This is a genomic window from Ruoffia sp. FAM 26255 (genome assembly GCF_045528525.1).
Taxonomy (GTDB): domain Bacteria; phylum Bacillota; class Bacilli; order Lactobacillales; family Aerococcaceae; genus Ruoffia; species Ruoffia tabacinasalis.
In genome coordinates this window covers 1-26613 of record NZ_JBGQQX010000034.1, presented here as the reverse complement: position 1 = coordinate 26613, position 26613 = coordinate 1, and the positions used below count along the sequence as shown (strand labels likewise).

Below are 26613 nucleotides of genomic sequence, written 5' to 3'. Positions count from 1 at the left end.
AGTTCATCCGTGGTAAGATGGGTGTAGGTCATTTGTGGTCACTCCTTTGTATTCTTTGGTCGGAATTACAAGTTGAGTGTACCACAAATGGCTGTTTTAGTTGTCTAGCTTAATTTTACAATTGGCGAATATAAAAAATAAAAGAAGACAAGGAGAAGAAAGATGAAAAAAATATTTAATTTTGAATTTTGGCAAAAATTCGGGAAAGCCTTAATGGGCGTTATTGCTGTTATGCCAGCTGCAGGATTAATGATTAGTATTGGTGGATCACTTCCTCTAATTAATCCAGATATGCAAGCTTTGATTTCGATTGGTAGTGTGATTGAGAATATTGGTTGGGCAATTATTGGAAACTTACATATCTTATTTGCATTAGCAATCGGTGGAAGTTGGGCAAAAGATAGAGCTGGGGGTGCCTTTGCTGCCGGGATCAGTTTTATTCTAATTAACCGAATTACAGGAGCGATTTTTGGCGTAACCAGTGAAATGTTAGCTGACCCAAATGCAGTAACACAAACATTATTTGGAGCAGAAATACCAATTGATGGTTATTTTGTTAGTGTTTTAGAGGCACCAGCTTTAAATATGGGGGTTTTCGTCGGTATTATTGCGGGATTTATGGGAGCGGTTGCTTACAATAAATATTATAATTTTAGAAAACTACCCGATGCCTTATCCTTCTTTAACGGAAAACGATTTGTACCATTTGTTGTTATCTTATGGTCTTTAATTGCTTCAATTGTATTAGCGATTGTTTGGCCATTTATTCAAAGTGGTATTAATAGTTTCGGTGTATGGATTGCTGGATCACAAGAATCAGCTCCAGTCTTAGCTCCATTCTTATTTGGTACATTAGAGCGTCTATTATTACCATTTGGTTTACACCACATGTTAACTATTCCAATTAACTACACACCTCTTGGAGGAACCTATGAAGTATTAACTGGTGCACAGCAGGGTGCTATGGTATTCGGTCAAGACCCGCTATGGTTAGCATGGGTAAGAGATTTAATTAACTTAGATGCTGCTGGTGATACAGCAACTTATCAAGCATTATTTAATAATGTAGTCCCTGCTCGTTTTAAAGTCGGACAAATGATTGGATCATCAGGTATCTTAATGGGTCTATCTTATGCCATGTATAAAAATGTCGATAAAGACAAACGAAAAACACATAAATCAATGTATGTATCAGCTGCTTTAGCTGTATTTTTAACAGGTGTTACAGAACCACTTGAGTTTATGTTTATGTTCGCAGCTATGCCTTTGTATGTCGTTTATGCGGTAATCCAAGGAGGAGCATTTGCGATGGCTGATATCGTAAACTTACGTGTTCACTCGTTTGGTAACATTGAATTGCTTACACGTACGCCATTAGCGATTCGTGCGGGACTAGGTATGGATTTAATTAACTTTGTTTGGGTAACCCTTCTATTCGGAATATTGACTTACTTTATTGCAAACTTCTTAATTAAGAAATTCAATTATGCAACACCAGGACGTAATGGAAATTACGAAGGTGGAGAAGTAGCATCTGAAAATGGAGAGCCTGTAGATGCTACACAACAAGTGTATGATATTATTCACTTATTAGGTGGTAAAGAAAACATTTCAGATGTAGATGCTTGTATGACTCGCTTACGTGTTTCTGTTAATGATATTGATTCTGTTGGAGACGAGAACGCTTGGAAAAAAGCAGGCGCAATGGGGCTTGTGAAGAAAAATAAAGGAGTTCAAGCAGTTTATGGACCGAAAGCAGATGTCTTAAAATCTGATATTATGGATGTATTGAGCTCTAATGCACCTATTCCAGAATCTAAACTTGATGAAACACCTGAAATGGATGAAAAGGAAGTAGTGGCTACAGATTCAAAAGGACTCGCAACAGCAATTTTCCCTGTAGCAAAAGGTGACGTGCTTCCGATTACTGAAGTAAATGATGAAGTATTTGCTCAGAAAATGATGGGTGACGGCTATGCAGTGAACCCTTCATCAAATACAGTCGTCTCTCCAGTAGATGGTACAATTCAAAATGTCTTCCCAACCAAACATGCAATTGGTATTGAAACAGCAAGTGGAATTGAAGTACTTATTCATTTAGGAATAGATACAGTTGAATTAGAAGGTGAAGGTTTTGAAATCTTTGTTGAAGAAGGTCAAGAAGTCATTGCAGGAGATAAAATAGCTGAAATGGACTTGGCTTCGATTAAAAAAGCAGAAAAAGATACCACTATCATGGTTGTTTTTACGAACTTGACAGAAAATCAAGACTTTGAGTTCATTCAAACGAATGATATCTCCGAAGATACAGAGATTGGTCGAGTGAATGAAAGAAACATAGGTTAGAATGGAGAAATAAATTGAACGTTTTAACACTGAATACGCATTCATGGATGGAAGAGGATCCAGAATTAAAATTAAGACAAATCGTTGATTATATTACCAAAGAAGATTTTCAAATTATCGCTCTTCAGGAAATTAATCAAACGATGGAAGCGAAAGAAATTGTGGACGATTTATTTATCCAAGCTTCTGGAGAAATGTATCCTGTTGCTATAAAGGAAGATAACTTTGCATATCTCATCGTTCAGTTGCTAAAAGAGCGTGGACTTCATTACTATTGGAGTTGGACAGCCAATCATATTGGCTATGATGTGTACGATGAAGGTGTGGCTATTTTATCCAAAACATCTTTCAGTCCAGAAAGTTTCTTAGTGTCTGAAATATCAGATTATGCGAATCACTACACCAGAAGAGTTCTAAAAGGTAATGTAAGCCTTGAAGGTAAAGAATGGGTAGTCTTTTCATGCCACTACTCTTGGTGGTTAGATCCATCAGGTGATCATTTATTCAAGTATGAATGGGATAATACGCTTCCTCATATTGAAAAAGAGAGTCAGAAGATTCATCTTTTTATGGGTGATTTTAATAACGAGGCGAGGCTTAGAGATGAAGGTCATGACTATATAAAAACGACGGCTCCTCAATTAAAAGATGCCTATGTTCAGGCAGAAGAAAAGATTGGATCTGCAACCGTTTTGAGTGCTATTGACGGATGGGAAGGCCATACGGATGAAAAAAGAATCGATTATATCTTTACGGATTACCCGGGAGAAGTTAAAAATTGCCGAGTTGTTTTTGATGGCAAAAAAGAACCCGTCGTGAGCGATCACTTTGGAGTAGCAGTTGAATTTAATTAAGTGTAATGAAGAAACCCGCCAGCAAATTTCTGCTAGCGGGTTTTTGAGTATCTATTAACTTCACTAATTATTAAATATCTAGCCAGGCACCTATAAAGAAAGTAAGGATAAGTGGGATTGGTATTAAAATTGAGTTATTAATTATAGTTAAAAAAGTTATTTGTCATTTGTTTGATTTCAGCTAATAATATATGTTTCATTGATTCTGGAAATTCTCGACGACTAGCTATTTCAAAATCGAATAAATTCGTATAGAAGTCTTAAGTCGCATCGATATCTCTAACACGTAAACAAATCTCAACAAGTACTTGGTCCATAATATCATCCTCCAATGTATTCTTCTTATAGTCTAGCATAAATTGTACTTAGAGGCATTTTATTTAATCGGGAATTTGTCGGGATCTAAGTGATTAATCATTTGAATCGATGTTTTTTAAGAAAAAAGTTCTTAAAAAGGGTCTAGTCGAAATTAAAATTGCTTTTATTATGCGTAAGGGCAACAAAGAACCATGTAGACAAATAATATTTATCTAGAAGAAGAGTCGGAAGAATGAACTTAGATAATAGCAGATGGAAAGGACTAAATATGGTTATACTTTTTATAATCCTGAATAAAAGCCTATTCTCATTTAACTAATGTATAGTGCATTTTTAGCCAATTACGGATTAGAAGTACTGGAAGAGTTGTTATAGTCACTGAAGGCTCAAAGTTAAAACATAGACTTTGAGACTATTATTTTAGATGAAATTCAATTGGTATCTGTTATACTAGCCTATTGAAGAAAAAGAAAGCAGGAAAATATTACAATGACATCGTTTAAATCGTTTAAGCTTAACGCTGAAATTGAACAAGGACTAACAAGCCTTCGTTACTATAAGCCGACTCCAGTTCAAGAAAAAGTCATCCCACTGGCATTAGCGAAGCAAGATATTATCGTCGAATCTCAAACAGGTAGTGGTAAAACCGTTGCTTTTGGAGTTCCGCTTTGTGAACTAGCAGAGTGGGAAGAGAATAAACCTCAAGCCCTTATTTTGGTACCTACCCGAGAACTGGCTCTTCAAGTGAAAGAAGATATTATGAATATTGGCCGATTAAAACGAATCAAGGTAACAGCAGTATTTGGAAAATCCTCTTTTAAAACACAACAATCCGAGTTGAAACAAAAAAGTCACCTGGTTGTTGGAACCCCAGGTCGTCTATTGGAACATTTAAGAGAAGGAACTTTAGTTGTCGATAAAATCCGTCATCTGGTTTTAGATGAAGCGGATGAAATGTTGAATATGGGATTTATTGACCAAGTCCAGGAAGTAATGGATTACCTGCCAAAAGAATGCCAAACCATGCTGTTTTCTGCGACTATGCCTTCAGAAATTGTACGTTTAGTCAGTATGTATATGCGTTCCGATCGAACTTCTGTCCGAATGGAATCGTCAGTAGAAAACACACCTAAAATTTTACATTCATTTATTCATGTGGAAAGTTCTTCAAAAGAAAAATTATTACTCGACTTATTAACGATTGAAAATCCAGATGCCTGTATAATTTTTTGTAATACAAAAGATACGGTAGATTCGGTTGTTGATTATTTATTTAAAGCCGATTTACCTGTCGATAAATTACACGGGGGTATGGAACAAAATGACCGCTTAGCTGTCATGAATGAGTTCCGTTCTGGCAAACTGCGCTATTTAGTAGCGACTGATGTAGCTGCTCGAGGAATTAATATTGATCATGTGACACACGTGATAAACTATGATGTTCCCTTTGAAAAAGAAAGCTTTATACATCGATCAGGACGAACGGGTCGAGCTGGGAAAACAGGATTGACTTTAACGATGGTAAGTAATCAAGATCAAAGACGTTGGGAAGAAATTTGTGACTATACCTTCGAAGGTAACTATGAGCTTACTGAAGTTTTTACACCTAACGAACGTGCGGTCAATCGAGCAAAATCGTCTTTTGAAAAGAAAATACAAACACGAGTCACACCAAAAGCCGCAAGAAATAAAGAATTAAATAAGAACATTACCAAGTTTTATTTCAATGGTGGCAAGAAGAAAAAATTACGAGCTATTGATTTTGTCGGCACTTTAACGAATATTAAAGGAATGACAGCCGAAGATATCGACATTATCACGATTCAGGAAAATGTGACTTATGTAGATATTTTAAATGGAAAGGGCCCTCATGTCATTTCTGAAATGCAAAACCGCACGATTAAAGGTAAAACATTGAAAGTTCGTAAAGCGCGCAAAAGAAGATAATGGATGAAAGTTCCTTTGTAACTCTTTTACTTAAGCATATGAGTTGAATTATGTCGTTCATTTTCTATACGATTTAGTTGACGAAAAAATAGAAAATAGAACAGAAAGAAGGAATACAAGATGTCATTATTTAACGATATGGGAAATTTAATGGGTACTTTAATGCAACCAGACCAACATGAAGAAGGAAAAAATTTAGCAAGTAAAGCTGGTGTAGATACGAATGATTTTGCTAAAATTGCCTCCATTGGATTGCCACTGCTTTTACAAGGAATGAATCGTAACAACCAACATCAATAAGGGTTAGAATCTTTTAACCAAGCGTTGAATCAACATCAAGAAAGAAACAACTATGAGTCATTCAATCAATTTTCAAAGAATGTTGATCCCCAAGATGGACAAAAAATTGTTGGGCACGTATTTAATAATGAGCAAGAAGAAGTAAATAATTCGTTGGCTGACCGCTTAGGTGTCAATCCCGATACGGTAAAAAGAACAATGGCTATTTTAGCACCTATTGCAATTAAATATTTAGCGGATCGTAAGAGACAGCAAAATTTAGATGCCCAAGGTGTACAAAAAGAAACTCAAAACTTAACGCGCGAAGCAGCTATGCGTGCTAGAGATTTCAATACAAATGACCAATCAAAATCAGATGGTTTACTGGGTGATTTATTTAGCAACTTAACAGATTCTACTAACACCCAGAAAAATGACAGTGGATTGTTAGGCAGTTTATTTGATCTTTTTAAATAAATAATTTGTTAGATGATTAGTATCATAAATAACTCGCACCCTCTAAGAAGATATCAACAATAAACTTAGAGGGTGTTTTAATTTTTAAATGAAAGGATTGATGTATAGATGTTTCTAGGTGACACTTATTCATTCGCTCGCGTTTTAATTGTTGGAACCCTTGCTTATTTATTAGTTATTTTTGTTTTGAGAATTACAGGAAAACGAAGCTTATCAAAAATGAATTCTTTTGATTTTATTGTTACTGTAGCTCTAGGTTCTATTCTCGCTTCAATATTAACAGACGAAAACTTAGCACTGTTGGATGGGATTATGGCATTTTCACTCTTGTTATTCTTACAAATGATAACGAGTTGGTTGTCGGTTCGTTCAGATTTAGTTAATAGCTTAGTGAAGGCTACACCCAGATTACTATTTTATAATGGAAGATTCGATGAATGGGCATTAAAAAAGGAACGTGTGACCAAAAGTGAAATTTTACAGGTCGTTCGTTCAGATGGTCAAGCAATACTAGACGATGTCCAAGCAGTTGTTCTTGAAACGGACGGAACTTTTTCAGTCATCCCAAAGACAGATACTCCTAAAGCTAAGGATTCATTCACTAGTTTAGAAGATGTAGACTCCGATAGAGATCATTTCTAAATAAAAAGGAACATAGTATTGAGGTGACCCCCGAAAGTTAGAGTTAAAAATCTAACTTTACGGGGGTCACCTCACGCTCAAATGAAGCAGCCTTGCTATTTTGTTTATTTATCAAAGTTTAATACGTTTAGACCCGTTTCGTCATCGACGGAACGTTCAACGGTGCCGTTAATAATATGGATAAAGATTTCGCCTGCAGCACCAATAACGGCTTCATCTAAATCTCCAGCAAAAGCATCGCCTTTACTATTACCCACAATTGCATGGAAATGCCCATAATATTCGCCATCCATTTGAGTGACGTTACCTAGCAAGGAAGTTAACTCTAAAAACTCATTAAATTCATTAATCTTATAATCCGAAGTGTCAAAATTATAAATGCCAATCGAAGCACTATCTAAGCCTCCGATACCATTCACTGTTGCGAGCGTTACATTTTCTTTTTCACAAACCGCTTGAATGGATTCTTTTACCTTTTCTCCGCGGTCTAAACGTAAAACGATGGTTTGATCAAAGCGTTTGTAATTTATAACTATCACTCCTCTTATCAACACGATAACGGAATTAAGTTTCAAACTCAATGAAAAGGGTTTCGTGAATGGGTTATTGGGAATGAAGTTGAATATGCAATTGACGAACAGCTTCAGCTAAGTCTGGATCAGGGCCATCAACATTTGCGTCGCGGATGACTTCTTCAATCGGTAGGTTATAAACAGGCGATGGGTCCACATTAAGTTCTTCTAGCCAGGTTGCTAGTTGCTTCGAAGAACTTGCATAGACAATCCGGTCCAAACCAACCCAAGCATGGGCAGCTGAACACATTGGACAATGCTCACCCGAAGTATAGACAGTTGCTTTTGCTCTTTCTTCTGGTTTCATATTTTGCGCAGCCCAGCGCGCAATCGCAAATTCGGGATGTTGTGTATGGTCGCCGCCCGAGACATGATTATAATCTTCAAATAAAGTTTCCCCATCTTCAGAAATAAGGACCGAACCGAACGGTTCATCGCCTTTTTCTAAGGCTAATTGCGCTAATTCAACACAACGATTTAAATATTTTTTATCATTTTCTGTAATCATCATACATCACTGCTCCTTTAATTGATTATACCAAAGAAAGGTAAATTATTTTCAATAATGCCTATTAATGTTTGCTTTTGGAATATTATGGTAAAATAAATATAATTTCAATATCATCTTAAAAGAAGCGAGGTATACAATGAATAATTTAAACAGTGTATTAATGCAGTATTTCGAATGGTACTTGCCAGATGACGGAAAACATTGGCAACGTTTAAAAGATGACGCAAAACACTTAGCTTCAATTGGGATTACGTCGGTTTGGATGCCACCAGCCTTTAAAGCAACAGGGACAAATGATGCAGGCTATGGTGTCTATGATATTTTTGATTTAGGTGAATTTGACCAAAACGGAAGTGTTAGAACTAAATACGGAACAAAAGATGAATATTTAGATGCTATTAATGCGTTGAAAGAGAACGGCATTAAGCCAATTGCAGATATCGTCTTGAACCATAAGGCAAATGGAGATAAAAAAGAGACCTTTACTGTAATGAAAATGGATCCAGAAAATCGCCAACAACCGATTTCTGAACCTTATGAAATTGAAGGCTACACGCATTTTAATTTCCCAGGACGTAATAAAAAATACAATGATTTTGAATGGCATTGGTATCATTTCTCAGGGCTCGATTATGATGCGCGTAATGACGAGACAGGAATCTTCCAAATCCAAGGTGAGAATAAAGGTTGGGCCGACAATGAAGATGTTGATGGCGAAAAAGGGAATTTCGACTTTTTAATGTTTTCTGACATTGATTTTGATCACCCTGAAGTCATTCAAAATGTTAAAGATTGGGCGAGTTGGTTCATTGAAACCACTGGTATATCTGGATTCAGATTGGATGCGATTAAGCATATCGACAGAAAAGTTGTGGCAGATTTAGTATCTATCTTAACGGATGCAATGGGGGCAGAAAACTTCTACGTATTCGGAGAATATTGGGTAGCAGATTATGAATCAAAAGTAGACTATCTAGAAGATATTGAATATGGCTTTGATTTAGTAGATGTAAAACTTCATATGAACTTCTTTGATGCGAGTAAACAAGGGGAGTCTTATGATTTAAGTCGAATCTTTGATGGAACGCTGATGAAAGAAAATCCGTGGAATGCAGTAACCTTTGTTGAGAATCATGATACGCAACATGGGCAGTCATTAGAAAGCTTTGTTGAAGATTGGTTCAAACCGCTTGCTTATGGTATTATACTCCTAAGTGAATCCGGCTTACCTACGGTCTTCTATGGAGATTATTACGGTGTCGAAGGTGAGTTTGGTCAAACAAGTTTCCAAGAAATCATCGATAAATTATTATATATTCGCCGTACGTTTGCTTATGGTGAGCAATATGATTATTTTGATGATGCGCATGTTGTTGGCTGGACTCGTCAAGGGAATGAAACTTTTCCAGATGGTTTAGCTGCAGTGATTAGTAACAATAGTGGTGGAGAGAAACGCATGCAAGTGTCAACTGCCAAGCCAGGTGAAGTGTTTGTTGACTACTTAGGTCATCATGACGGAGAAGTAACTATTGAAGATGACGGTTGGGGAACTTTCCCTGTAAATGGTGGTTCAATTTCAGTTTGGGCACCGCGAGATATTGAAGAACATTTAAACAAATAATATAAGTCACTTAAAAGACAATATAAAAACCAAAACCCTGTATGTTTGTTAGACAGATTAGCGTATAATTTGTACCAGCTACATCTAACAAACAAGCGGGTTTTTGGTTTTTTATTTGAGTGAGTAAACTTCACTTTAGACCGAATATAAAGAAGTTCATAAATTGTTCAACATATTATGATACTTTATAGGGAGACGTTCATAAATTAATCATAGAAAAAGAAATGCTTAGTCTCCATTTAGTGGCTAAAATTTGATAGAATAGAATATAAGAAACTGATAGAAAGAGGACGACCATGACAGAAGAAAAATTACGTGGCTTTGAAGTAGTCAAAGCGTATCATGATAAAGATATCCAAATTCCACAACGCTCAACAACACATGCGGCAGGGTACGATATCGAATCAGCCGAGACAATTGTGATTCCAAGTATGGTGAAGCAATTACTCGGTTATTTTGCTGATGAATTCAGAAAAATCTTTAACATCGCACCAGCAAAGCCAACTGAGGCAGAGGAAAATACATCTCTTTTGAAATCAACGCTAGTGCCAACAGGACTTAAATCATATATGCAAGAGGATGAATACTTACAAATTGTTAACCGTTCAAGCAATCCTCTTAAACGCTTTTTAAGCTTACCGAATAGTATCGGAATCATTGATCAAGATTATTATGATAATGAGAAAAACGAAGGACATATTTATGTTCAACTCATTAATTATGGTTTAACAGACTTCACGATTCAAAAGGGTGATCGTATTGCTCAAGGAATCTTTACGAAGTTCTTAAAAACAGATGGAGATGAAGGTGGCTTAACTCAACGTACAGGTGGGTTTGGTTCTTCAGACACTGAATAAATAAAAGGAGGACAATCGTGGCTAAAAAGAAAATAATGTATGAATGTTTAGCCTGCGGCTATGAATCTCCTAAATGGCTAGGTAAATGCCCGAGTTGTGGTGCATGGAATCAGATGGAAGAAAAACCAGCTGATATTGTTGCTGCAGAGGGTAAAGACCAAATAAATGTCCAAACATCGAAGCAACGCCAAGAAGGTAGCGCTCTGAAATTGGACGAAATAGAATATACTCAAGAAGATCGAATGAGTACAGACTTTCAAGAGTTTGACCGGGTCCTCGGTGGCGGAGTTGTCGAAGGTTCACTCGTATTAATTGGTGGGGATCCAGGGATTGGTAAATCAACACTCCTCCTACAAGTCGCGATGCAACTTGCTCAGAAGCAAAAGATTTTGTATGTGACAGGAGAGGAAAGTTTCTCACAAATTAAGATGCGTGCGGAACGTTTAGAGTTAAATAACGATAATTTCTACTTGTTAGCGGATACGAATTTAGCTTTAATTGCCCGTGAAATCCAGCGCTTAGAACCTGACATGGTTGTGATTGACTCGATTCAAACGATGTCAATTCCTGATCATACTGGCGTTGCTGGCTCTGTGTCACAAGTCCGTGAAGCGACTGCTACTTTAATGCGTATTGCTAAGTCAAACCGAATTGCAATTTTTATTGTCGGTCACGTGACGAAAGAGGGTAATATTGCTGGACCACGTATGTTAGAACATATGGTAGATACGGTCTTATACTTTGAAGGTGAGAAGCATAACCGTTTTAGAATTCTTAGAGCAGTAAAAAACCGTTTCGGATCAACAAATGAACTCGGTGTGTTTGAAATGTTAGACGTTGGATTGAAAGAAGTTGGAAATCCGTCACAACTCTTCTTGGAAGAACGAATTCCTGGAGCAACAGGATCAACGGTGGTTGCGGCCTTAGAAGGGACACGGACTATCTTAGCCGAAGTTCAATCACTCATGACACCGACAGTCTATGGGACTGCTAAGCGAACAGCGAGCGGGATTGATTATCAACGTATATCACTGTTACTAGCAGTCATGGAGAAACATTGTGGTCTCCTAGTTCAAAACCAAGATGCTTTCTTCAAGATTACGGGTGGAATTAAATTAGATGAGCCTGCCATCGATTTAGCGATTGCGATGAGTATCGCTTCAAGTTATTGGAATAAGCCCACGCAAGTGGATGATTGTTATATTGGTGAGATTGGCCTGACTGGAGAAATCCGTCGCGTGAGTCAAATCAAAGAACGTCTGAAAGAGACGGCTAAATTAGGTTTTAAACGGGTCTTTATTCCAATGAATAATTACCAAGATTTAAAAGATGTTTTTGACATTGAAATTGTTCCTGTCAAAACCATTCAAGAAGCTGTAAGAAAAGTATTTCCACGCTAACTACGTGAAAGTAAGATTATTAAGAGTCAAAATATGATTAGGAGGTGACATAATGTATAAGAGAATTATTATATTTTTATCCATTATTATTGGATTAAGTTTTGGGGTATCTGTTGGTCCGCATTTGTGGGCTAATTTAAATATTCGTTTAAGTTACTTAAGTAATCCTTATATTAATGCTATTATTTTCGGTCTATTATTCATTTTATTGGGTACATTGACAGCCCCACTAATAGAAAAATCAGTGAAACGACTTATGGAAAAAATTAATCAATTATCAATTTCAAACCTTGTTTTAGGTTTAATTGGGATTTTAATCGGTTTAATCTTAGGGTATTTAATTGCTCTGCCTTTTGCATCATTAAATATTCCTTTTGTTTCAGAAGTTTTACCCGTCGTATTATCAGTGACACTTGCCTTAGTAGGTTATAATACAGCAACTAGTCGTAAAGAAGAGTGGCAGAATTTCATTGGACAGTTTAGCAAGCCAGTAGGCGAAAAAGAGGAAAGTTCAGACAATCAAGTGTTAGAACGTAAGGCAGATGAGACGTTTAGAAAGTATAAATTACTCGATACGAGTGTTATTATTGATGGGCGGATCGCGGATATCGTTCACACAAACTTCTTAGAAGGTGTGTTAGTGATACCAAACTTTGTTCTTCAAGAGTTACAATATATTGCCGACTCTGCTGATTCATTAAAACGTGCCAAAGGACGCCGCGGACTTGACATATTGAATGAATTGCAGAAAAATGAAGTAGTACCGATTGAATTTTATGAGGGGGACTTCGAAGATATTGATGAAGTCGATAGTAAACTTGTTCGCTTAGCTAAATTAATTGATGCAGCGATTGTGACGAATGATTTCAACTTGAATAAAGTGGCTGAATTCCAAGCAATTCCAATATTTAATATCAATGAATTAGCGAATGCAGTTAAACCTGTATTAATCCCTGGCGAGGAATTAGATGTATTAGTGATTAAAGCGGGTACTGAACGTAAACAAGGGGTAGCCTATTTAGAAGATGGTACAATGATTGTTGTCGAAGAAGGACAGCACTTTATGAATGAACGTATTTCTGTTGTAGTCACAAGTACCATTCAAACAGCAGCAGGGCGTATGATTTTTGCAAAACCTACACATTCAAGTGGTAGAATTGAAAGTAAATAAAATTAAATTAAAGATAAAAGGAGTTTGAATCGAATGAGTTCTAAAATTCGTGTAAGATATGCACCAAGTCCAACAGGAGAATTACATATTGGGAATGCGCGTACAGCGTTATTCAATTATTTATTTGCTCGCCATAACGGGGGAGAATTTATAATTAGAACGGAAGATACAGATACTCGCCGTAACTTAGATTATGGTGAAGCAAGCCAGTTAGATAACTTAAGCTGGTTAGGTATTGATTGGGATGAATCCCCATTAAACCCGGGTGAATATGGTCCATACCGTCAATCTGAACGTCTAAGTATTTATCAACCATTAATCGATCAATTAATCGAAGAAGATAAAGCATACAAATGTTATATGACTGAAGATGAATTAGAAGCTGAGCGTGAAGCACAACGTGCACGCGGAGAAATGCCACACTATGGCGGACAACACTCTAATTTAACTCAAGAAGAGCGCGACGCATATGAAGCGCAAGGACGTGTTCCAGCGATTCGCTTCCGTGTTCCTGCAGACGAAGTCTATGAATTTGAAGATATGGTTAAAGGGAAAGTAAGCTTTGAATCAAAAAATATCTCAGGTGACTGGGTTATTCAAAAGAAAGATGGTATGCCTACTTATAACTTTGCTGTTGCTGTGGATGACCACTTTATGGAAATTTCTCACGTTTTACGTGGTGACGACCATATTGCAAATACTCCAAAACAAATGATGATTTATGATGCGTTTGGTTGGGAATATCCAAACTTCGGTCACATGACATTAATTGTTAACAGTGAAACTAACAAAAAATTAAGTAAACGTGATGGTGGAATTTTACAATTCATCGAACAATACCGTCGTTTAGGTTACTTACCAGAAGCAATGTTTAACTTTATTACTTTATTAGGTTGGTCACCAAAAGGTGAAGATGAAATCTTCTCTAAAGAAGAATTTATCGAAATCTTTGATGTTGATCGTTTATCAACGTCTCCAGCTGCGTTTGACGCGAAGAAATTAGAGTGGATTAACAATACTTACGTTAAAGCTGCAAGCTTAGATGAGATTGTTGATTTATCATTACCTCATTTACAAGAAGCTGGTTTAATTGATGGTGAGCCTGATAAGAAAGAAATCGAATGGGCACGTAAATTAGTGAGCTTATATCACGATGAAATGTCATATGGGGCACAAATCGTTGATTTATCTAGTTTATTCTTCAATGATGATTTACACATTGACGAAGCTTCGAAAGAAGAGTTAAGTCAAGAGACTGCTTCTGTTGTTATCGACGCAATGGCTGAGAAATTAGAGGCTTTACCAACAGCTGAGTTTGTTTCAGAAAACATTAAACCGTTAACGAAAGAAATTCAAAAAGAAACGGGTGTCAAAGGGCGTAAGTTATTCATGCCAATTCGTATCGCTGTCAGCGGACAAATGCATGGACCAGATTTACCAAGCGTGATTGAAGTTTTAGGTAAAGAAAAAGCGTTAAATCACATCAAACAAGTAAAATCTCAAATGAATTAAGCTTATTTTTAATCAAGGATCCGACGATGTCGGGTCCTTTTTATTTTGGGGTGTTTTCGTTTATTTCAGTGAGAAGTCTTCGGTGACCGTAGTGGAACGTCTTCAGCTAATCCCATCGACTTGCGTCGAGCGATTGAGCTTCCGTCTCGCTGAACTACTGACCCCTTATGTCACTCTGCTCCTACGGTTTCAAGCGCGTCCAGTCGTCCTGTTACTACGGTACCTCACTCTTCTCACTTCCATAAACGAGTCAATTAACTTGAGAGATATGACATCTAACTTGAGAGATATAACATCGGTTTGGGTAGGTAAACAGGTTCGTTAAGTTTATTTCAGTGCGAAGTTTTCGGTGACCGTAGTGGAACGCCTTCAGCTAATCCCGTCGACTTTCGTCGAGTGATTTATCTTCCGCCTCGCTGTCCTACTGAACCCTTACTTCGTTCTGCTTCGACGGTTTCAAGTGCGTCCAGTCGTCCTATTACTACGGTACCTCAGCTTTCTCACTTTCATAAACGAGTCAATTAACTTGAGAGATATAACATCGGTTTGGGTAGGTAAACAGGTTCGTTAAGTTTATTTCAGTGCGAAGTTTTCGGTGACCGTAGTGGAACGCCTTCAGCTAATCCTATCGACTTTCGTCGAGTGATTTATCTTCCGCCTCGCTGTCCTACTGACCCCTTACGTCGCTCTGCTCCAACGGTTTCAAGTGCGTCCAGTCGTCCTGTTACTACGGTACCTCACCCTTCTCACTTTCATAAACTAACTCTGTCATAATTATTTTTAAATAGTATATTTCATTAAATTACTACTCAGCATATTGAAGCGACAGCAGGGAATTCATGAGCCATGCAAAGGACGAACTACCACATTAGATTCTGTACGAACGAAGTGAGTTACAGAATCAATAGGTAGTCGAATCGTAAGCTCCTTTACAAAAAAAGATTTTTGTAAAGAGCTGAAGAAGTTCCCATGGCTTCAATGAATTCCCTGATGGAGTGAAAAGATGCGTATTCATAAAATTCTCACAAAGAATTATGAGATAACGGAAAGATTTCACTTGACTTATTCTTATTTAAGAGTTAAATTATAATCAAATACTAATCAAGATTTAAAGAAACACATCGAAGAGAAGAGTACTTACTGAAGACATGTAAAGAGAGCCCGGCTGGTGAGAAAGGGTCTAGTTAAAGGTAAGGAAGATGAGCTCTAAGTGGCTAGCATGGTTAACGCTATCTAGACGGGTGCAACCGTTACATTGCCGAATCTCAGATAGAGTTAGTTTGTCTGGTATTGTTGAGGCAATCGTTGTAAAACGATTGTAAATTAGGGTGGTAACACGGATAATCCGTCCCTTTGTTTTTATAACAAAGGGGCGGATTTTTTTATTACCATAAATTCTTTGATTATATGATTTAAAATATTAGGAGGAACACACATGACTACTTTTACAAAACGCACACGTTCACCATTTCGCTATGATGTTGTAGGAAGTTACTTAAGACCAGAGGAATTAAAAGCAGCTAGAGCACAGTTTGCTGAAGGAAAAATTACACAAGCAGAGTTAAAAGACGTTGAAGATAAATTCATTATTGAATTAATCAAAAAACAAGAAGAAGTTGGACTTAAAGCAGTGACAGATGGTGAGTTTCGCCGTAGTTGGTGGCATCTTGATTTCTTCTGGGGCTTAAACGGGGTTGAAAAAGTTAACGACGGTGGTTATCAATTCCACGGTGAGTATACTCGTGCCGAAACAGCTCGATTATCAGGACCAGTTTCAGGTGAAAATCATCCGTTTGTTGAGGATTTTAAGTTTGTTCGTGATCATGTGTCCGAAGGTATTGAAGCAAAACAAACTTTCCCAGCACCAGCTCAATTACTTGCTGAATTATATCGCCCAGAAAACATTGAAGCCACTCAAGCAGTATATTCTAGTGAAGAAGCATTAGTTAACGATGTAGCAAAAGCTTACCAACAAGTTATTCGTGATTTATATGACGCTGGCGCTCGTACAATTCAATTAGATGATTGTACTTGGGGAACGATTGTATCAGAGAACCCTGAAGGTGTATCAACTAAATCACAGTTAAACTCAGATAATAAGGAAGAAAGAGAAAAAGCTGAAACACGTCAAAAATTAAAAGAGCTTTATATCACTGCGAATAATAAAGCACTAGAAGGTGCACCAGAAGATTTAGTTATTAATACCCATGTATGTCGAGGAAATTATCACTCAACGTGGGCAACTGAAGGTGGTTATAATGAAGTTGCACAACCTTTATTTGACCGAGGAAATTACGATGCTTATTTCTTAGAATACGATACAGACCGTGCGGGTGGATTTGAACCATTAGAGCATGTATCGGATGACAAATATGTTGTTCTAGGTTTAGTGACATCAAAAGATGGCGAATTAGAAGACCGAGAAACATTAATTGAACGTATTCATGAAGCGGCAGAATTTGTTCCCTTAGAACGCTTATGTCTAAGTCCACAATGTGGTTTTGCTTCAACAGAAGAAGGGAATATCTTAACAGAAGAACAACAATGGGATAAGATTCGTTTAGTTCAATCGGTTGCTGAAGAAGTGTGGGGATAAACTATGACTCAAACTGATTTCGCTCAACTATTATTAAGTGCTAAGCGAGTTGATTTAAGCCATCCTGTCTCAAATGAGATTCCAAAGTTTTCAGCCTTAGAAATTTTAACGGAGAAAGTCATCTTTAATATTGATCCAGATGGATTTTATGCTAAAGAATATACATTACCAAGCCAATACGGTACCCATATTGATGCGCCGATTCATTTTGCGACAGGCAAGCGTACTTTAGACGAGTTAACTGTAGATGAGTTGATTCTTCCATTATATGTGTTGCATTTTGAAGAGAAAGTCGAAGTGGATGCTGATTTCACAGTGAGTGTAGCAGATATTCAAGCCTATGAACAAGAGCATGGGCAGATTCCAACTGGAAGTTTTGTGGCCTTTTCAAGTGGCTGGTCTAAACGTTGGGAAGATCACAATGCTTTCTATAATAAAGATGAGTCAGGTGTGAGTCACACGCCCGGTTGGTCAGTGGAGGCTTTAGAATATTTACATAAGGAACGTCAAGTGACTGCCATTGGACATGAGACTTTAGATACAGATAGTGGTGTCGATTATGCTCGCGCGGGGTCTCTTCCTGCAGAATATTACTGGTTGGCTTTAGATAAGTATCAGGTCGAAGTGATGAATCATTTAGATCAATTACCGACTCAAGGAGCCGTAATTATTGTCGCCCCCGTGAATATTGTCGGATCACCAGGCTTTAGTGTTCGTGCTTTTGCTTTAGTACCGAATGAATAAGTACACCGAATAATCATTGAACCATCACTAAGCGCAAGCGTTTAGGTGGTGGTTTTTCTTTATATAGGAAGTTTGAACAGAAGAATCTTCCACATTCTCTCCATAGGTAAACGGCGGTAATTATGATAAGATATGAATACATTAAATAAAGGAGTCAATAACAATGAGTATCCAATTATATAATACATTAACTAGACAAAAAGAAGTTTTTACACCACAAAAAGAGAACGAAGTGACATTTTATGTCTGTGGACCCACTGTATATAATTATATTCATATCGGGAATGCTAGAAGTAGTGTGGCATTCGATACAATTCGTCGCTATTTAGAGTACCGTGGCTTTACTGTTAACTATGTATCAAATTTTACCGACGTTGATGATAAGATTATTAAAGCAGCTAAAGAAGAAGGTTTAACACCTAAAGAGGTGGCAGATAAATATATTGAAGCCTTTATGGAAGATACGGGTGCTTTAAATATTAAGCCTGCAAATAAATATCCACGCGTGATGGATCATATTGAAGACATAGTGGCTTTTAATGAACGTTTAATTGAAAAAGGCCACGCCTATGAAGCCGATGGGGATGTGTATTTTAGAACGGATTCTTTTGAAAAATACGGTGAACTGTCTCATATGTCATTAGATGAATTGCGTGTTGGGGCAAGTGAGCGTACAAATGATGAAGAGATCGCGCGTAAAGAGAATCCAATTGATTTTGCTTTATGGAAGAAAGCTAAAGACGGTGAGATTAGTTGGTCGTCTCCATGGGGCGAAGGACGTCCGGGTTGGCATATTGAATGTTCAGTAATGGCGACGAAACATTTAGGCCATACATTAGATATTCACGCAGGTGGGCAAGACTTAGAATTCCCTCACCATGAGAATGAAATTGCTCAATCAGAAAGTCATTATGATGAGACTTTTGCGAATTACTGGTTACACAATGGGTTTGTGACGTTTGGTCAAGATGAAGAGAAGATGAGTAAATCTTTAGGTAACTTTGTTTTACTTAGAGATTTAATTAATGCGGTAGATCCAATGGTTGTCCGCTATCTTCTAGGAACGGTTCACTACCGTCGCCCATTGAAATATGATGATGCGGCTTTAGAAGATGCGCGAAACAACATTGCGCGATTAAGAGAAGTATTACGCCGTACAAATTACCGCATAGACCAAACAGAAGAGACAACCGAAGTGACAGATTCTAACTGGTTAAACCGAGTAAACGAGATTGAATCATCGTTTAAAGTTGCAATGGATGATGATTTCAATGCGGCAAACGGGATGACAGCGGTGTTCGAACTGGTTAAAGTGATGAATCACTACCTTGAAGAAGAGATGGTTGAAAAAGTCGTTCTAACTGAAATGAAACAAAAATTAAATGAACTATTAAGTATCTTTGGCCTAGTTCTTGAGAAAGAAGACTTAGTTGATGAGACAATCCAAGCTTTAATCGATGAACGTAACCAAGCACGCGTCGATCGCAATTTCCAACGCGCTGATGAAATACGTGATGAATTAAAAGCCCAAGGCATACTACTAGACGATACGCCACATGGAACACAATGGAAACGAGAGAATTAATATGAATGAAAAAGCAAACTTACTCAATGGTGCAGCCTTAGCCTATATAGGAGACGCTGTTTACGAAGTCTTTGTCCGTGATTATGTCTTAAGTAAAGGCGAGACAAGCCCGAATAAATTACATAAAGCAGCCGTTAAATACGTCGAAGCACGTGGGCAAGCAAGAGTGATGCAACATTGGTTATCTTTTGATGACTACTTAACTCAAGAAGAGATTACGATGTACAAACGTGGTCGAAATAATAAAGCCAATACAAAAGCTAAAAATGCATCGATCGGAGATTACCGCCAAGCGACTGGCTTTGAGTCACTTGTTGGCTGGTTACATATGAGCCGTAAATTTGATCGCCTACAAGTACTTCTACAGGCAGCCGTTGATTATATCGATGAGAATCAGGAGGGATAATATGTCTGCGAAGCCAAATAGAAAAAATAACGACCCCAAAAAATCAAAGAATAACGAAGAAATATCACAGGATTCCGAATTTCAGTATGGAAAACACGTTATAATCAATTTATTGGAGTCAAAATCACAAATAAATAAACTATTTCTACAAAAGGGAATTTCAGGTCCAGCAATTACTGATATATTAAATCTAGTGAAGCAACAAGGCATTGTATTCCAAGAGGTTCCCAAATCGAAACTCGATGATATGACAGATAATGCAAATCACCAAGGTGTTGTTGCCACTGTACCACCATTTGAATATTCGACATTGAATGATGCGTTTGACTTAGCTGAGTCACAAGAAGTGCCACCTTTCTTCCTTATCTTAGATGGAATTGAAGATCCGCATAACTTAGGCTCAATTATCCGAACGGCCGATGCCGTAGGTGTTCATGGAATTATTATTCCGAAACGCCGCGCCGTAGGTCTTACAGGAGTCGTTGCGAAGACGTCAACCGGAGCGATTGAACATGTGCCGGTGATTCGCGTAACGAACCTTTCTCAAACAATCACTGAGTTAAAAGAACGCGGTGTTTGGATCTTTGCGACAGCTATGGAAGGCGAAGATATGCGAACTTGGAACAGCGAAGGAGCGATTGCACTTGTTATCGGTAACGAAGGGCAAGGCGTATCACAAAATATTCTAAAAAATGCAGACGGTACAGTAACTATCCCGATGATTGGACATGTGCAAAGTTTAAACGCAAGTGTAGCTACTGCAATCCTTGCTTATGAAGTTGCCAGACATCGTATTCCAAAGATGTAAGGAGCGATAAAATGCGCAGAAAAGAAGTTCTCTTCGTGGACGGATATAACATGATTGGTGCTTGGCCTGAATTAGAGCAGTTAAAGAAACGTGACGAAATTCAAGGAGCCAGAGATTTGCTATTATTTGAACTTTCAAACTATCGAAAGTATCGAGATATTGAGGTCATTGTGGTGTTTGATGCACAATTTGTCCCAGGAATTACCTCAACTTTTGAGGAGTTTAATGTCACTGTTGTCTTCACACAAGAAGGGGAAACAGCAGATAGTTATATTGAACGGACAGTCAAACAGCATATAAATGCCCTGACTCGAGTCGTGGTCGCAACGAGCGATGCAGCCGAGCAGTGGATGGTCTTTCAACAAGGTGCTCTGAGACAATCAGCTAATGAGTTACTAATGGAAGTAAATTACGCCAAGTCACAAATTAGAAGCGATGTGAGTACTTTTTATGACTCTCGCATTCGAAGGCGAAGTCCTTGGGATGTCACTCATTTAGAGAAATTGGACCGCTTACGAGAAGAGATTGAAGGGCAAAGCGACTAATACCACTAAGACATAACTTAATCTGTTTCATCCTATTTTAAAACAGGAAGGATACAGAGCGATGAAGACAATGACCATTGAAGCGTTGGTTATAGGATTAAAGAAAGAATTTAATACAGATGTTTTTGAACATATAGTGAATAGATATGTACCTTTATATAAAAGTTGTTTTAATCAGATCAAAGTTCCTAATTATGATTTAGAAGATTATTACCAAGAAGCACAAATTATTATGTTAGAAGCCATCGATATGTATGATCCAGAAAAACAACACCGATTTTCAGGCTTCTTTAAATTATTATATAAGAACCGAATCATTAATCTTTGTCGTGCTGACCAGGCGTATAAGCGTGGTGGAGGTATTAGAGAGTTGTCACTTGAATATCAAAGTAATAAAAATCAAAGTGAAATCAATCTGTTAGATCAGATTGAAAATCATTATCATATATCAGCTCAAGATATGATTGAATTGAAAGAAGTCCATAGCTTATTTATTGATTCATTGTCATCTCTAGAACGTAAAGTATTCTTCAATTATCAAAAAGGTGACAGTGTTAGAGAAATAGCGAAACAATTGGTCATTAGCGAAACCCAAGTGCAAAGTGCCTATGATCGATGTAGGAAGAAGTTAAAGGACTCATTCTCTCTTGAATAACATTTGTAATCATAGATTAGATAACTTATGCAATCAATGCTTGACAATTGTAGGTACTTTTCATTATGATTTATTGAGATGTAAAGATGAATCTATAATAGGAGGGGTTGCATATGGCACAGAGAAAAGCAGCTTTGGCATGTACAGAGTGTGGCCAACGCAATTACCAAATGACACCGACACAAACGGGTCAATCTGTTCGTCTAGAACTTAAAAAGTTCTGTCGATACTGTAATAAGCACACAATACATAAAGAAACTAAGTAGATAGGTGGATAAGAATGAACTACATTAAATCAGTCGGAAACGAAATGAAAAAGGTAAATTGGCCATCAGTTAAAGAAGTCAATCGCTTTACTTGGATTGTTGTTATCTTTGTCGTTATTTTCGCATCTTATTTTGCATTAACCGATGAAGTATTCTCGTCACTAATGGATTGGTTATTTAGTGTTTAATTAAAAAGAGCGTGATTTCTAGTTTTTTATAGTAATCATTGATGGATTAATGGTATAATTGACGCAAGGAACGAACCTACTGTTTTGTAGGTTTTTTATTTTGAGAATTTTTTGAAAGGAGTTCAATATGGAATCAAATAAAGCATGGTATGTTCTACATACTTATTCAGGATATGAAAACAAAGTTAAAGAAAATATTGATTTACGTAAAGATAGTATGGCAATGGGGGAGAATATCTTCCGTGTGGTTGTCCCTACACAAGATGTTACAGAAGTGAAAGACGGCGAACCAAAAACTAAAACACAAAAAACTTTCCCAGGTTATGTTTTAGTTGAGATGGTTATGTCAGATGATGCATGGTTTATCGTTCGTAATACGCCAGGGGTAACAGGTTTCGTTGGCTCGCATGGTGCCGGAAGTAAACCAGCACCACTTTTAGATGAAGAAATTGCCTATATTCTAGGTGACGGTGAACAACCGAAAGAAATTATCGACTTAAATATCAATACGGGTGATCGTGTTGAAATTACAGATGGTGCCTTCTCAGGTCTTGCAGGTGTTGTTGAAGAAGTGAATGAAGAACATCAGAAAGTTAAAGTTCTTATTGAAATGTTCGGTCGTGAAACAGTGGCTGAATTAGAATTCAATCAAATCAAAGAAGAAGAACTGTAGTAAGCAACAAAATCACGATAGTTAGGAGTACAAACTATATGAACTCATTTCATAAATATTATCGTTGGGCTGTGCCAGTATTCTTCGCATTATTACTATTATTGAACTATTTGAGTGCGGCAGGGATTATCTTACCAGCAACTCAAGCAGAAGTTTCAGATAAATATGTGAATTTATTTGCACCAGCAGGCATTACTTTTTCAATTTGGGCTGTGATTTATATCGGAATGGCATTGACAATTAGTATTGATTTTATCCGTCCAAAAGGGGATCGTTTCGGTGCGCTTTACCGTCAATTGATTCTACCGCGAATGATAGAATGGATTGCTTTAAACATTGTCTGGATTATTTGTTGGAGTAATGAATGGTTACTTGCTTCTCTGATTGTTATTTTATTATACACAACTAGAATTATGAAAAGTGTTGAAGCTATTAGTGCGACACCCGTATTAAGAGAAAACCCTTGGTTTTTAAAATACCCAATGGGTATACACTTCGGTTGGTTATTAGTAGCGAGTATGGCTAATTTAACCACTTATACTGTAAGTCAAGGTGTTGATTTAACCGGTATGATAGGTATTATTTGGACGGTTGCTTTAATGATTGTTGTTGCAGCACTTTCAGCTTATTACTACACAAAGTTAGGTAATGAGATGATTATGCCAGTAGCATTATGGGCCATCCTAGGGATATTTATTAAACATAGTCCGTTTTCATCATTTGAATATAAAAGTAATATCGTCATGTATGTAGCTGCAGTCCTTTTTGTGATTAGTGCCGTTGGATTCGTTCAACTGTTCCGACTACAAAAAGAACAACGAGCTAAAAGAGCGAATAAATAAGTTAAAAGATGAATCTAATCTAGGTTCATCTTTTTTTGCGCTTCTTCGGATACGCTTTCATTGATGGTAAAATGACTATAACAAGGTCACTCAGTTTTCTTAAGAGAGAGTAGGAGACACATTATGAGACTCATCTTAAAAGTTTTACTCCGGATTGTAGTGATTGCTATTCTAATCACGGTTATTATCTTCGGAATACGTTGGGTTCAAACGAATCGGTATAGTGAGTATATTGCAACGGATGAAGAAAGTGTCTATGTCGAGCCAGCCAATTTAGCATTGTATGAGACAGAACGAGCCAATATGACAGTTGAAACAATCGAAGAAGGGTATGTTAATGGCTTCCATCTTGTTCCAGATGAAATTTTAGCTGAGGGAGCGATCTTCACCTTTGGGGGTTCCGAAGGTTCGCCCAATTATGAGTTAGCGGTTCAATTGGCAAATGAAGGATACGAAGTTTACAGTTTATTCTTTTTCGGACCAGGTGAATTACCTGAAAGTATTCATGAAGTTCCCCTCGATTTCTACCAAGAAGTCTTAGCTTATCACGAAGAACATAGTCAATCGGACGGTCCTATCACAGTCTTAGGTGCTTCTAAAGGAGCGGAATTAACTTTAAACTTAGCTACCATCTATGAAGAGATTGATCACATCGTATTATATGCACCGTCTGCTTATAATTTCTTCTCACTAGACCAACAAAATGCAGACGCCAGCTCATGGTCTTACCAAGATGAGCCATTGCCGCATTTGAGTAATCAATCAGGTAGTATGATAGAAACAATGCAGATGATTGCAGGCTTTATCACCTATACACCGGTGTCATATCAACCAATTTATGACAGTGTGATTGAAGGAAGCGAAGCAGAGAGTCTAGAAGCAGCTCGCATTAAAGCTGAAGAATTTACAGGGGAAGGAATTATTTTCGCCGGTGGCGACGATTTAATGTGGAATTCAAGTCAAATGGGTGAAGCGATTATTGAACAGGCAAACCAAATTGAATTACACAATTATCCAGAGGCAGGTCATTTATTCTCAAATAAAAGATATTTAGGAGACTCTGCAGGATTGATTGCCTTAGGTGGGAATGATGAAGCCAATCAAGCCGCTTTAGAAGAAAGTCATGCCATTTTGTTAGAGAATTTAGCTAATTGGCATAATAAATAATAAAAAATGTAGATTAGCACTTGCAATATGGAATAAACATGGTATACTATTTCGGTGCGCAAGAACGCACACTGAGTGGGAGGAGTGAAGCTCACTCCGTAAACCACATCACGAAAAAAATTTTACAAGGAGGAATGTTTCGTGGCTAAAAAAGTCGTAACACAAGTCAAATTACAAATTCCAGCGGGACAAGCAAGTCCAGCGCCGCCAGTTGGTCCAGCATTAGGTCAAGCGGGAGTTAACATCATGGCGTTTACTAAAGAATTTAACGCTCAAACACAAGATCAAAATGGGATGATTATTCCAGTAGTAATCGATGTGTATGAAGACCGTTCATTTAGTTTTATTACTAAAACACCACCAGCTCCAATCTTACTTAAAAAAGCAGCTGGCTTATCTAAAGCTTCTGGTGAACCAAACAAAAACAAAGTTGGTTCAGTAACAAAAGCACAAGTACAAGAAATTGCTGAAATTAAAATGAAAGACTTAAACGCAGCAGATGTAGAAGCTGCTATGCGCATGATCGAAGGAACAGCTCGTTCAATGGGAATCACTGTCGAGGGCTAAGCATAACGCAGCTTCCAGCCCGTATTCTATCGGGTGTGGGAGGTATTACCGTTAATACCACAAATATAGGAGGAATAAATTAAATGGCTAAGAAAAGTAAAAAATTTCAAGCGGCATTAGAAAAAGTAGACCGCAACAATTTCTATAGCGCAGATGAAGCAATCGCATTAGCGAAAGAAATCGACTTTGCGAACTTTGATGCAACTATGGAAGTATCTTACAACTTAAATATTGATGTTAAAAAAGCTGATCAACAGATCCGTGGAGCAATGGTATTGCCACATGGTACTGGTAAAACTCAAACAGTTGTAGTTATCGCAACTGGAGATAAAGCTAAAGAAGCAGAAGGAGCAGGTGCTGATTTTGTTGGTGAAGCAGACCTAATCGAAAAAATCAACGGTGGTTGGTTAGACTTCGACGTAATGGTAGCAACACCTGACATGATGGGACAAGTTGGTCGTCTAGGACGCGTATTAGGACCAAAAGGCCTAATGCCTAACCCTAAAACTGGTACAGTAACACAAGATGTTACTAAAGCAGTTAACGACATCAAAGCAGGTCAAGTTACTTACCGTGCTGACAAAGCAGGAATCGTTAATGTTCCAATCGGTAAAGTATCATTTGATGATGCTAAATTAAAAGAAAACTTTAACGCATTACACGAACAAATCGTTCGTTTAAAACCAGCTTCAGCTAAAGGTATTTACATGACAAGTTTAACATTGTCTACTACTTTTGGACCTGGTATCAAAATTGACGCTCCAGGAATGGAATAATCAATTTTAACTTAAATAATTACGAGCTTAGAATTTGAAGTAAGTCTTCATTTTCTAAGCTCTTTTTTTATAATAAAGGGGCATTCTTTTAGAGGCTGACTAATATTTTCAGGTAATAATTGGAAATATTATCTAAATGAAAACAGATTCAATAAAAAAAGGGTGTGTTGTAAGATGAAACGCAACACTAAAAAAAGACATGAAGATTCGTTATACTTAAGTCACCACAACATAGTATAAGGAGAGAATCTTCATGTCACACACTCATTTTAACACAAAGAAATCTAA

The 26613-nt window shown here is 37.4% G+C and carries 26 protein-coding genes, 2 pseudogenes and 1 other annotated feature; of the genes and pseudogenes, 26 read left to right on the top strand and 2 right to left on the bottom strand.

All coding sequences use genetic code 11. The annotated features are described in order from the left end of the window. Positions 1-162: 162 nt before the first annotated feature. The 7 genes and pseudogenes from ACEN31_RS07635 to ACEN31_RS07605 all read left to right on the top strand — a co-directional run. Positions 163-1819: pseudogene (locus tag ACEN31_RS07635) on the top strand (PTS transporter subunit IIBC); the annotation flags it as partial. A 20-nt stretch (positions 1820-1839) separates the two neighbouring features. Beyond that, positions 1840-2346, top strand: a complete 507-nt coding sequence (locus ACEN31_RS07630) for a PTS glucose transporter subunit IIA (RefSeq protein ID WP_407109079.1) — start codon at positions 1840-1842, stop codon at positions 2344-2346. Between the two features lie 14 nt (positions 2347-2360). Further along, positions 2361-3200, top strand: coding sequence for an endonuclease/exonuclease/phosphatase family protein (locus ACEN31_RS07625; RefSeq protein ID WP_407109078.1), 840 nt, complete (start codon positions 2361-2363; stop codon positions 3198-3200). An 807-nt stretch (positions 3201-4007) separates the two neighbouring features. Then, entirely contained in the window at positions 4008-5465 is a 1458-nt protein-coding gene (locus ACEN31_RS07620) for a DEAD/DEAH box helicase (protein WP_407109077.1), read from the top strand. Between the two features lie 120 nt (positions 5466-5585). After that, entirely contained in the window at positions 5586-5765 is a 180-nt protein-coding gene (locus ACEN31_RS07615) for a hypothetical protein (RefSeq protein ID WP_407109076.1), read from the top strand. Positions 5766-5783: 18 nt separating this feature from the next. Continuing rightward, positions 5784-6221: pseudogene (locus ACEN31_RS07610) on the top strand (DUF937 domain-containing protein); the annotation flags it as partial. Between the two features lie 108 nt (positions 6222-6329). Then, positions 6330-6863, top strand: a complete 534-nt coding sequence (locus ACEN31_RS07605; RefSeq protein WP_338486804.1) for a YetF domain-containing protein — start codon at positions 6330-6332, stop codon at positions 6861-6863. A 104-nt stretch (positions 6864-6967) separates the two neighbouring features. On the opposite strand, the gene ACEN31_RS07600 is transcribed toward ACEN31_RS07605, so the two are convergent. Together ACEN31_RS07600 and ACEN31_RS07595 are read right to left on the bottom strand one after the other, a co-directional pair. Further along, entirely contained in the window at positions 6968-7402 is a 435-nt protein-coding gene (locus tag ACEN31_RS07600) for a PPC domain-containing DNA-binding protein (RefSeq protein WP_171031283.1), read from the bottom strand. Positions 7403-7466: 64 nt separating this feature from the next. Beyond that, complete coding sequence (locus ACEN31_RS07595; protein WP_235888769.1) at positions 7467-7946, bottom strand: nucleoside deaminase; 480 nt, start codon at positions 7944-7946, stop codon at positions 7467-7469. 136 nt (positions 7947-8082) lie between these two features. Between ACEN31_RS07595 and ACEN31_RS07590 the strand changes: the two genes are divergently transcribed. The 19 genes from ACEN31_RS07590 (at position 8083) to rplA (ending at position 26325) form a co-directional block, all read left to right on the top strand. Continuing rightward, positions 8083-9567: an alpha-amylase gene (locus tag ACEN31_RS07590; protein ID WP_407109075.1), complete on the top strand. Its 1485-nt coding sequence runs from the start codon at positions 8083-8085 to the stop codon at positions 9565-9567. A 296-nt stretch (positions 9568-9863) separates the two neighbouring features. Beyond that, positions 9864-10424, top strand: coding sequence for a dUTP diphosphatase (locus ACEN31_RS07585; RefSeq protein ID WP_197104064.1), 561 nt, complete (start codon positions 9864-9866; stop codon positions 10422-10424). A 17-nt stretch (positions 10425-10441) separates the two neighbouring features. Beyond that, positions 10442-11824: a DNA repair protein RadA gene (gene radA / locus ACEN31_RS07580; RefSeq protein WP_197104063.1), complete on the top strand. Its 1383-nt coding sequence runs from the start codon at positions 10442-10444 to the stop codon at positions 11822-11824. Positions 11825-11876: 52 nt separating this feature from the next. Then, entirely contained in the window at positions 11877-12995 is a 1119-nt protein-coding gene (locus ACEN31_RS07575; protein ID WP_218930336.1) for a PIN/TRAM domain-containing protein, read from the top strand. Positions 12996-13028: 33 nt separating this feature from the next. Beyond that, entirely contained in the window at positions 13029-14507 is a 1479-nt protein-coding gene (gltX, locus tag ACEN31_RS07570; protein WP_407109074.1) for a glutamate--tRNA ligase, read from the top strand. Between the two features lie 1112 nt (positions 14508-15619). Next, positions 15620-15863, top strand: a binding site (T-box leader). A 79-nt stretch (positions 15864-15942) separates the two neighbouring features. Beyond that, positions 15943-17103, top strand: coding sequence for a 5-methyltetrahydropteroyltriglutamate--homocysteine S-methyltransferase (locus ACEN31_RS07565; protein ID WP_407109073.1), 1161 nt, complete (start codon positions 15943-15945; stop codon positions 17101-17103). A 3-nt stretch (positions 17104-17106) separates the two neighbouring features. Next, positions 17107-17847 carry a cyclase family protein gene (locus ACEN31_RS07560; protein WP_138404235.1) on the top strand — a complete coding sequence of 247 codons (741 nt, stop codon included), beginning with the start codon at positions 17107-17109 and terminating at the stop codon, positions 17845-17847. Between the two features lie 163 nt (positions 17848-18010). Beyond that, positions 18011-19432 carry a cysteine--tRNA ligase gene (cysS, locus tag ACEN31_RS07555; protein ID WP_407109072.1) on the top strand — a complete coding sequence of 474 codons (1422 nt, stop codon included), beginning with the start codon at positions 18011-18013 and terminating at the stop codon, positions 19430-19432. 1 nt (position 19433) lies between these two features. Beyond that, positions 19434-19838 carry a Mini-ribonuclease 3 gene (locus tag ACEN31_RS07550; RefSeq protein WP_138404233.1) on the top strand — a complete coding sequence of 135 codons (405 nt, stop codon included), beginning with the start codon at positions 19434-19436 and terminating at the stop codon, positions 19836-19838. 1 nt (position 19839) lies between these two features. After that, the gene (gene rlmB, locus ACEN31_RS07545) at positions 19840-20646 is read left to right on the top strand and encodes a 23S rRNA (guanosine(2251)-2'-O)-methyltransferase RlmB (RefSeq protein WP_138404232.1); all 807 of its coding nucleotides are present in this window, start codon (positions 19840-19842) and stop codon (positions 20644-20646) included. 11 nt (positions 20647-20657) lie between these two features. After that, positions 20658-21191 (top strand): NYN domain-containing protein, encoded by a 534-nt coding sequence (locus tag ACEN31_RS07540; protein ID WP_338486781.1) that lies wholly within the window; start codon positions 20658-20660, stop codon positions 21189-21191. Positions 21192-21252: 61 nt separating this feature from the next. Further along, entirely contained in the window at positions 21253-21846 is a 594-nt protein-coding gene (locus ACEN31_RS07535; RefSeq protein ID WP_407109071.1) for a sigma-70 family RNA polymerase sigma factor, read from the top strand. A gap of 113 nt (positions 21847-21959) precedes the next feature. After that, complete coding sequence (rpmG, locus tag ACEN31_RS07530) at positions 21960-22112, top strand: 50S ribosomal protein L33 (protein ID WP_138404229.1); 153 nt, start codon at positions 21960-21962, stop codon at positions 22110-22112. Between the two features lie 14 nt (positions 22113-22126). Beyond that, positions 22127-22300, top strand: coding sequence for a preprotein translocase subunit SecE (gene secE / locus ACEN31_RS07525; protein WP_338486777.1), 174 nt, complete (start codon positions 22127-22129; stop codon positions 22298-22300). A gap of 127 nt (positions 22301-22427) precedes the next feature. Beyond that, positions 22428-22973: a transcription termination/antitermination protein NusG gene (nusG, locus tag ACEN31_RS07520; RefSeq protein ID WP_407109070.1), complete on the top strand. Its 546-nt coding sequence runs from the start codon at positions 22428-22430 to the stop codon at positions 22971-22973. A gap of 38 nt (positions 22974-23011) precedes the next feature. Beyond that, on the top strand, positions 23012-23815 hold the full coding sequence (locus ACEN31_RS07515; protein WP_407109069.1) for a hypothetical protein: 804 nt from the start codon (positions 23012-23014) through the stop codon (positions 23813-23815). A gap of 123 nt (positions 23816-23938) precedes the next feature. Then, the gene (locus tag ACEN31_RS07510) at positions 23939-24982 is read left to right on the top strand and encodes an acyl-CoA thioester hydrolase/BAAT C-terminal domain-containing protein (protein WP_407109068.1); all 1044 of its coding nucleotides are present in this window, start codon (positions 23939-23941) and stop codon (positions 24980-24982) included. A 141-nt stretch (positions 24983-25123) separates the two neighbouring features. Further along, positions 25124-25549, top strand: a complete 426-nt coding sequence (gene rplK, locus ACEN31_RS07505; RefSeq protein ID WP_138404224.1) for a 50S ribosomal protein L11 — start codon at positions 25124-25126, stop codon at positions 25547-25549. An 83-nt stretch (positions 25550-25632) separates the two neighbouring features. Further along, the gene (rplA, locus tag ACEN31_RS07500; protein WP_407109067.1) at positions 25633-26325 is read left to right on the top strand and encodes a 50S ribosomal protein L1; all 693 of its coding nucleotides are present in this window, start codon (positions 25633-25635) and stop codon (positions 26323-26325) included. Positions 26326-26613: the final 288 nt, after the last annotated feature.

Excerpts from the sequence above, each read along its gene's own strand:
- ACEN31_RS07540 (WP_338486781.1), top strand. The coding sequence starts at position 20,658 with ATGCGCAGAAAAGAAGTTCTCTTCGTGGACGGATATAACATGATTGGT.
- cysS (WP_407109072.1), top strand. The coding sequence starts at position 18,011 with ATGAGTATCCAATTATATAATACATTAACTAGACAAAAAGAAGTTTTT.
- ACEN31_RS07595 (WP_235888769.1), bottom strand. The coding sequence starts at position 7,946 with ATGATGATTACAGAAAATGATAAAAAATATTTAAATCGTTGTGTTGAA.
- ACEN31_RS07615 (WP_407109076.1), top strand. The coding sequence starts at position 5,586 with ATGTCATTATTTAACGATATGGGAAATTTAATGGGTACTTTAATGCAA.
- ACEN31_RS07510 (WP_407109068.1), top strand. The coding sequence starts at position 23,939 with ATGAGACTCATCTTAAAAGTTTTACTCCGGATTGTAGTGATTGCTATT.
- ACEN31_RS07565 (WP_407109073.1), top strand. The coding sequence starts at position 15,943 with ATGACTACTTTTACAAAACGCACACGTTCACCATTTCGCTATGATGTT.
- ACEN31_RS07535 (WP_407109071.1), top strand. The coding sequence starts at position 21,253 with ATGAAGACAATGACCATTGAAGCGTTGGTTATAGGATTAAAGAAAGAA.
- ACEN31_RS07550 (WP_138404233.1), top strand. The coding sequence starts at position 19,434 with ATGAATGAAAAAGCAAACTTACTCAATGGTGCAGCCTTAGCCTATATA.
- ACEN31_RS07585 (WP_197104064.1), top strand. The coding sequence starts at position 9,864 with ATGACAGAAGAAAAATTACGTGGCTTTGAAGTAGTCAAAGCGTATCAT.
- gltX (WP_407109074.1), top strand. The coding sequence starts at position 13,029 with ATGAGTTCTAAAATTCGTGTAAGATATGCACCAAGTCCAACAGGAGAA.
- rpmG (WP_138404229.1), top strand. The coding sequence starts at position 21,960 with ATGGCACAGAGAAAAGCAGCTTTGGCATGTACAGAGTGTGGCCAACGC.
- ACEN31_RS07590 (WP_407109075.1), top strand. The coding sequence starts at position 8,083 with ATGAATAATTTAAACAGTGTATTAATGCAGTATTTCGAATGGTACTTG.
- ACEN31_RS07515 (WP_407109069.1), top strand. The coding sequence starts at position 23,012 with ATGAACTCATTTCATAAATATTATCGTTGGGCTGTGCCAGTATTCTTC.
- nusG (WP_407109070.1), top strand. The coding sequence starts at position 22,428 with ATGGAATCAAATAAAGCATGGTATGTTCTACATACTTATTCAGGATAT.
- ACEN31_RS07605 (WP_338486804.1), top strand. The coding sequence starts at position 6,330 with ATGTTTCTAGGTGACACTTATTCATTCGCTCGCGTTTTAATTGTTGGA.
- rplA (WP_407109067.1), top strand. The coding sequence starts at position 25,633 with ATGGCTAAGAAAAGTAAAAAATTTCAAGCGGCATTAGAAAAAGTAGAC.
- ACEN31_RS07620 (WP_407109077.1), top strand. The coding sequence starts at position 4,008 with ATGACATCGTTTAAATCGTTTAAGCTTAACGCTGAAATTGAACAAGGA.
- secE (WP_338486777.1), top strand. The coding sequence starts at position 22,127 with ATGAACTACATTAAATCAGTCGGAAACGAAATGAAAAAGGTAAATTGG.
- rlmB (WP_138404232.1), top strand. The coding sequence starts at position 19,840 with ATGTCTGCGAAGCCAAATAGAAAAAATAACGACCCCAAAAAATCAAAG.
- ACEN31_RS07560 (WP_138404235.1), top strand. The coding sequence starts at position 17,107 with ATGACTCAAACTGATTTCGCTCAACTATTATTAAGTGCTAAGCGAGTT.
- ACEN31_RS07630 (WP_407109079.1), top strand. The coding sequence starts at position 1,840 with ATGGATGAAAAGGAAGTAGTGGCTACAGATTCAAAAGGACTCGCAACA.
- ACEN31_RS07575 (WP_218930336.1), top strand. The coding sequence starts at position 11,877 with ATGTATAAGAGAATTATTATATTTTTATCCATTATTATTGGATTAAGT.